The following is a 7,307-nucleotide window of genomic DNA, read 5'->3' on the forward strand; positions in this document are numbered from 1 at the left end:
TAGGACAAAAGACGTTAACCGTAGGAAATATAACCGCAGCGGGGGATGTAAGTCTGACTAGTAAATTTACGCAGGAGGGGTCGAGTGCGAGATACGCCAAAGAGACCGTATCGACCGATACTAGCGTAACAGGTGGCATAAAGGCTAGGAATTTCTCTTTAAACCATAGCGCAAACTCTGGTATAACCGACGGCATTATACGAACTAACGGAAATCTAGATGTCACGGGTAATCTAAACGTAAACGCTAGCGGCTATAAAACACTCAAAATGAGCGTAACACCGATAACGGTCTTTAGCCCGATAACCGATTGGGAAAAGATAACCGTAGGCGGCGATGCTAAATTTAATACGACTGCAACCGTAGCTGGCGCCTCCACAGAGATAGGCTATCAACCTAGTCCTATAAGCATCGATGAAACACATGTAACCATAAAATCAAAGAGTCTAAGTATAAACGCTAACGCAGCTTCAGGCATAACAGATTCCACTCTAAAGCTAGCAAACTACGAGTCTTTAGGCGGAAATATCGACATAACGGCAAATAATCAAAAAACCGTCGATATAGGCTGGCTAAGAGGATTTAATACCAATGATAGTAGCAAGAAAAGCGATGTAAACATAAACCTAAATACGAACGTAGCAGATGCTAGCGTAAAGATAGGAACACAGGATTCAACCTATAAGTATGGTATCGGCACCCAAGCAGATCTCCCTGCCGACTATGTTGGCGTCAAAAATGTAAATTTTAAAGCCTATGGGCAAAAAACATTAGACGTAAAAGGCATTGATGCTGAAGAAAATATAAATATCGAGATAAAAGGTAGTGGTGCAAATTCTACCGCCAATTTTTTAGAACCTATCTTTACCGAAAAAGGCAACGTAAACATTAAAGTAAGCGGCCTAAAAGCACTAAAACTAGGTAGCGTCAAATCTAGAGAAAAAGATGTTACGATAGATACAGGAACAGATACCTATCTGCAGACCGTAGACCTAGTAAATGTAGAGGGTCGAGATGTAACACTCAATTTATCCAACGTTACAGCCCCCATCAATAACTATTCCGACTCGATCGAAATACAAGCTGGGGAGAGTGTAACAATCAATGGGTATAGCGCTTCTCCAGTATTTGCTTACATAGATGCCGGCTATGCTAACGATAATCCAAATCTAAAAACTTTTGTAGCAAATTTAACAAATATGTTCGGCGGAATACACTCCTATATCCACGACTATATAGAAACCATAGTTGTTAAAGGGGGGATAACAAATCCAGGACATCTTATATCAGCGGGTGTGGATACCGAATTCTTGGTTAATGGATTAAGGATCCCGAGTCTAAAAACAATCGATCTGAGCGAATACGACAATGCAAGCGGAACTACAAAAATAACCACCATAGACGGAGCTATTTTTAATGATAACGTAAATACCGTAAAAGGTTCTAAGACCAAAGACGAGATAGAGATCGGCTCTAAAAACCTAAAACTAGTCGATAGCGGCAAGGGCGACGATAAAGTAACGTTTACGATAACTCAAACCAAAGACGTAACCGTAAACCTAGGCGAAGGCAACGATACTATCACTACTGCGGCATTAACTGCTAATAAGAAATTTGAAATCAGCGGCGGAGCGGGTAACGATACGTTTAATCTAGGCTTAGCTAAAACAGACGCTAGCGCTAGCAAGTACATAACGATAACCGATGCAAACAGAGGCGATAAGATAAGTCTAGGTAGCGCAGTTGCAAATTTCGTCAAGATAGATCAAAATGCCGCAAACGGCAAGACCGATCTAAAAGAAGCCATAAATGCAGCCCTAGACTCTCTAGGCTCTACCGACGCAAATACTATGTATGCAGTCTACTACAATAACGAAACATATCTAGTAAGAGATGTCGATGCCAATAAAACCGTAAGCAACGGAGACAATCTCGTAAAGCTTGCGGGATTGTCAAATTTCGACCTGCTAAACGGCAACATAATAACCGAAGGCGGCGATACGTATCTGCAAATAACCCATATGTAACATATGCACAACATACGGCCAAACCAAATCCGAAGCAGATCGGACCGATGATTTTTAACCCTGAAGCGAAAACTTCAGGGTTAAATTTAGCTCCAATTCAACCAACATCCCAATAAAACCAAATGACTTAATGGCTGTAAGCGTCGAAATTTATCTAAAAACGAGGATGGATTTATTTAAGAGAATTTAGTGCCTGATGATAACAAAAGGCCTTCGTTAAATTTAACGAAGCATGTAAAATTTACGAAAGAAAATATAAAAAATCGATTTTATAAAAATATCAGGCTCGGACCTAAATTTACTTAGCAAGCCCGAGCCCGAGCCGATAAAGTATATCAAGAAGGACAATCACAAAAATTAAATTTTTATCCAAAGCTTTAGGAAAAACCACCTACTACACCCGCAGCACCCATCAGCCGGATCCAGCTCATACGTGATCCTATTTCGCAAGTCTCGCCCCATAAGCTCAATCGACCAAACCCAAGCAAATTATTATCCTGCGCCGATTTTATTGCCCATACCAAACATAAAACAAAAGAAGCCAACCGCTGGATATCAAAATTTAATACATACGCCGGCAATCAAATCTGCAAAACGCACGCCTGCGCTACAAGCGCAAATTTGACATTAAACGACATTTTGATAAACTACGCAAAATAAAATCTAAAGGAATAAAAATGAAAATTTTACGTTTTTTAGCGGCGCTTTGTTTTGGCGCGGCGGTGGTAGCATCGGCAGCTGGTGACGGCAAGGTAACGAGCATCGATATTTACGTGACGCCGTACTACTCGGCAAATGCCGGCAAGGCTGAACATGTAAAGGTTTACGACAAGATAGACGGGCTGCTAAAAAGCGGCACGCTAGAGGACTTTAGGAGCGCGGAAAAGATCGTGCAGGACGCTCCGCAGATGGTCACGCCGATGACTCTTTTCGTGCTTTCGGCTCGCGCTTACGACCTAGGGCTTCGCGACGAGGCGGTTTTTTGGTTTTATAACGCTAAAAACCGCGCGATCCTGCTAAGAGAAGTTATAAATTTGGACGACGGTAGATTTTTTGAGGTCAAAAGCGCGATAGGAGCGTTTATCAAGCTAGTGGGCGACGTGGTAAATCCATACGCGTTTTGCGACATCAAAAAGCAGCAAGACATCGCCGCAAAATCGCTTGAGTGGAGTAAAGCAAACGTTTACGAAGCTATGTTTTTACCGGAGTTTGCGTCGCCTCACGCAGATAGAAAAGCGGCTCTTGCAAAAGCAATAGAAGCTCTAGAAATACGCGCGCAAAAAGAAAAAGACTATTTTCTGAATGATGAAAATTTGGCTAAATTTAAAGCCATGCGCAAGCAAAATAGAACCGACGAGAGGTTTTGTTTTTAAGAAAGCTAAAAATTTAACCGTTAAATTTAACCAAGTGAGCCTCATCAAATTTACCGCCGCAGCCCCGCCCTACTCGCCCAGCTTCTGCGCTAATTTTTCCCAAAGCTCGCTTAGGCCTAGGATATCGTTGTGCCCGGCGTTTAGCTCGTAAATTTTATCTCCAGGCTTTAGAAAGTTAAGCAACCTGCGCGAGTTATCCACGCCGATTAGCTCATCATGCTCGCCGTGAAATATCGTCACCGGCCCGCTAAAACCGCCGACAAACTCAAACGTAGGGATTTTGTATTTGATTAAAAATTTCGGCACAAAGGGCATTTTCTCCCGTGCTAGCTCCTCTAGGCTAAAATAAGGCGCGATCAAAACTAGCCGCTTAGCGCCGTATTTTTGCGCTGCGCGAGCCGCTAGCCCGCTACCCACCGAGTAGCCCACCGCCGTGACCTCGCCCGCGTCATACTCTCGCAAAACTGCCTGCATCATCGTATCCGCATCCGCGTAAAGTTGCTCCTGCGAGCTTATCTCGCCGCCGCTCTTGCCGTAGCCTCGGTAGTCAAACAGGTAAAAATCATAGCCCAAATCCGTAAAATACCGTGCATACTTGCCCCAGCCTTGCAAATTGCCCGCATTGCCGTGGAAAAATATCGCCGCACCATTTTTTGCCTTTCGTTCACCGTTCGCGTCGCTATAAATTTGCCCGCCGCCCCTACTCTGCGCTAAAAATTTTAACCCGCTTATCCACGCGCCGTTTGCGTCTAGTCTGATCTCCTCAAACGGCTGATCAAAACTAAAATCATGGTTTGGCTCGAGTTTACTCGGGAAAAATATCAGCCTCTCTTGAAAAAAATAAAGTAGCGCCAAAAGCGCGATATATAGAATCAAAACTACGATGCCAAGCCGAAAAATTACGTTCATTTTTACCTTTCAAATTTACTTGCGCCGAACTTCCTTTATCCGAAAAATACCTTAACCCTATCGCCGCTCTCGCTTCCGAATTTCTCCTGCGCCGCCAGCCTGATCTCGCCAGCTAACCGCTCGAAATAGCCGTCATCTCCAAATAGATAAATTTGCTTATAAAGCGGCAAAAGCGCGGGGAAATTTCGCCCGACAAAGGCTAGAATTTTATCCCTAAAATTTGGATAGAGATTTAATCTATCAAACCAAATCTCGTCCGCCGCGTCGCCGTAGTGAGATATGATATCAAAAACTGGCGTGATTTGCGGGAAAATCGGTGCGACGAAGATATATGTTTTCACTCCCGCGGCGCGCAGCTTTTTTATCGCCGCGATCCTTGCGACTACGGGACTTGCGCGAGGCTCGAGCATACGGCGCAAGCTTTCGTCTATCACGCTCAAACTCACGCCTACGCGGACGTTTGGCATAGTTTGTAGCAGATCTATGTCGCGCGTCACGAGGTTTGATTTGGTTAAAATTTGCAGGTTTATATCCGAACCCGCAACCGCCTCAAGGACTTTTCGCGTGAGCCCAAAGCGCGCCTCGTACGGGTTATAGCAGTCGGTGACTGAGCTCATAAATACGCGCTCGCCGCCGTGCGAAACGGTAAATTTAACTAGGCTCGCCGTATCAAAATCCTTCACGTCCAAAAACTCGCCCCACGCCTCCTCGTGCCCCGTGGCGCTGCGCATAAACTCGGCGTAGCAGTAGATGCAGCCGTGCGGGCAGCCCACGTACGGGTTGATCGCGTAGCCGCCGCTGCCGATTTTGGAGCGTGAGAGGATATTTTTAGCACGGACTTTTGCGACTTGCATTTGATTTTTGCCTTTAGTTGCTCGGATTTTAGTGGAGATTTTAGCGAAAATTTAGACTTTAAGCTAAAGCGACGCAGTTTTACCGATAAAAAGATAAATTTATCAAATCTAAGCTCGTTTTATAACCGGCCCAAATAGCACGCTACGCCGTTTTGCCGAAGTTTATACTGATTTTAAACGACTTTTTGGCAAAATCTACGATTTAAAAAGTCAAATTTAAGGAAAAATATGCTTGAAGTCAAAAATTTATTAATGAGATTTAACGCGCAGTTGCTATTTGAGGACGTAAATTTAAAGCTCACTCGCGGCAACCGCTACGGACTCATCGGCGCAAACGGCGCGGGAAAATCGACGTTTCTAAAAATCCTTGCAGGCGAGATCGAAGCAAACAGCGGCGAGATCGTGATCGAAAACGGGCTAAAAGTAGGCGTGCTAGGACAAGATCAGTTCGCGTTTGAAAACTTTAGCGTAAAAGACGCCGTACTATACGGCAACAAACGCCTCTACGACGCAGTAAAAGAAAAAGAAAAGCTCTACATGAGCGAGGAGTTTACCGACGCTATAAACGACCGTCTAGCACAGCTTGAGATGATAAGTGCAGAGGAGGATCCTAGCTACGAGTATGAGGTGCGCATAGAAAAAATCCTAAGCTCGCTTGGCTTTAGCGACTTTGAAAAGCCGATGAGCGAGGTCGAAAACTCGGATAAATTTAAAGTCCTGCTCGCTCAAGTGCTATTTCCAAAGCCGGACATTCTTTTCCTTGACGAGCCCACTAACAACCTTGACATCGAGAGCATAAAATGGCTGGAAAACGAGCTAAACCGCCACGAAGGCACGATGGTGCTAATCAGCCACGACCGCCACTTCTTAAACGCGGTTTGCACGCACATCCTAGACGTGGATTTTAAGAAAATCAGGCAGTTTGCGGGCAACTACGACGACTGGTACATCGCCTCGACGCTAGTGGCCAAACAGCACGAGATGGAACGCGACAAAAAGCTAAAAGAAAAAGAGGAGCTGGAGAAATTTATCGCGCGCTTCTCCGCAAACGCGAGCAAAGCCCGCCAAGCAACCAGCCGCCAAAAGCAGCTAAACAAACTCGACATCGAGGAGATCAAGGTATCAAGCAGACGCGATCCTAGCATACTTTTCCGCACCAAACGCGACATCGGCAACGAGATCCTAGAGGTGCGCGGCGTCAGCAAAAAATACGACAAGGTTTTGTTTGAAAATTTTAGCTTCAAGCTCGAAAAGAACGACAAGGTCGCCATCATCGGCGCAAACGGCGTAGGCAAAAGCACGCTGGCTAAAATCATCATCGGCGAGGTGGCTCCAGATAGCGGCGACGTGCACGTGGGCGCGACGATAGAGCCTAGCTATTTTGCGCAGGACACGACAAATAAAATCACGGGCGAGCTAAAGCTCTACGAGTGGCTGCAAGACGAAAACAACAAAGACCTAGACGAGATCCGTAAGTGCCTAGGCCGCATGCTATTTAGCGGCGCCGAGCAGGAAAAATCGGTCGGCAGCCTAAGCGGCGGCGAGAAACACCGCCTGATGCTAAGCCGCCTGATGCTAGAGCGCGGCAACCTACTCGTGCTAGACGAGCCAAACAACCACCTGGATCTAGAAGCCATCATTGCTCTAGGCGAGGCGCTGTATAAATTCGGCGGCAACGTCATCTGCGTGAGCCACGACCGCGAGCTCATCGACGCCTTCGCCAACCGCATCATCCATCTAAAAGGAAACGGCGAAGTAGTCGATTTTAAGGGGACTTTTGAAGAATACGCCGCGATGAATGAGGGAACGACGGCTTAAATTTTGATTTTAGCTTTGATTTGGCGGGCAAATTTTACTCGGTCTTGTCGCTTGGATTTAAAATTTACCCACCGAGACCAGCATCTTTAAGATGCTAAATTTTGTTTTTAAATTTTATGCTTACAGGCGTCTCACTTTTATATTAAGAAAGAAGGGGTTTGAATTACGCTCTACTGGCAGCTACGAGCGAAGCGGTCTCAAGCCCATAGGGCGACGGTAGCGAACGTATTGAAGCTTAACCTTCCTTTGCTTCGGCTTTGCCTCGCAACTGCAAAGCAGACCCCCCCCCAAGCCCTCTCTAACCCCACTGCACGTTAGAGGTTGCT

Annotated in this window: 5 protein-coding genes; 3 read left to right on the forward strand and 2 right to left on the reverse strand. The window is 45.6% G+C overall.

The features are described 5' to 3' along the window. Window positions 1–2,027 (forward strand): hypothetical protein (locus Q0314_RS07865; RefSeq protein WP_298058038.1); only part of this gene is annotated, 2,027 nt, incomplete at its 5' end. A gap of 677 nt (window positions 2,028–2,704) precedes the next feature. Next, on the forward strand, window positions 2,705–3,400 hold the full coding sequence (locus Q0314_RS07870; protein WP_298058040.1) for a cytochrome-c oxidase: 696 nt from the start codon (window positions 2,705–2,707) through the stop codon (window positions 3,398–3,400). 69 nt (window positions 3,401–3,469) lie between these two features. Here Q0314_RS07870 and Q0314_RS07875 read toward each other — a convergent pair whose 3' ends face one another. Both Q0314_RS07875 and Q0314_RS07880 read right to left on the reverse strand, forming a co-directional pair. Continuing rightward, on the reverse strand, window positions 3,470–4,309 hold the full coding sequence (locus Q0314_RS07875) for an alpha/beta fold hydrolase (RefSeq protein ID WP_298058042.1): 840 nt from the start codon (window positions 4,307–4,309) through the stop codon (window positions 3,470–3,472). A 35-nt stretch (window positions 4,310–4,344) separates the two neighbouring features. Beyond that, window positions 4,345–5,163: a radical SAM protein gene (locus Q0314_RS07880; RefSeq protein ID WP_298058044.1), complete on the reverse strand. Its 819-nt coding sequence runs from the start codon at window positions 5,161–5,163 to the stop codon at window positions 4,345–4,347. A gap of 228 nt (window positions 5,164–5,391) precedes the next feature. Here Q0314_RS07880 and Q0314_RS07885 point away from each other — a divergent pair, with 228 nt between their 5' ends. Further along, window positions 5,392–6,981 carry an ABC-F family ATP-binding cassette domain-containing protein gene (locus Q0314_RS07885; protein WP_298058045.1) on the forward strand — a complete coding sequence of 530 codons (1,590 nt, stop codon included), beginning with the start codon at window positions 5,392–5,394 and terminating at the stop codon, window positions 6,979–6,981. Window positions 6,982–7,307 lie beyond the last annotated feature (326 nt).

It is taken from the genome of uncultured Campylobacter sp., assembly GCF_938040115.1.
GTDB lineage: Bacteria > Campylobacterota > Campylobacteria > Campylobacterales > Campylobacteraceae > Campylobacter_A.

What these genes read in the sequence shown, in the direction of transcription:
- Q0314_RS07885 (WP_298058045.1), top strand. Translation starts at nt 5,392, where the DNA reads ATGCTTGAAGTCAAAAATTTATTAATGAGATTTAACGCGCAGTTGCTA.
- Q0314_RS07875 (WP_298058042.1), bottom strand. Translation starts at nt 4,309, where the DNA reads ATGAACGTAATTTTTCGGCTTGGCATCGTAGTTTTGATTCTATATATC.
- Q0314_RS07880 (WP_298058044.1), bottom strand. Translation starts at nt 5,163, where the DNA reads ATGCAAGTCGCAAAAGTCCGTGCTAAAAATATCCTCTCACGCTCCAAA.
- Q0314_RS07870 (WP_298058040.1), top strand. Translation starts at nt 2,705, where the DNA reads ATGAAAATTTTACGTTTTTTAGCGGCGCTTTGTTTTGGCGCGGCGGTG.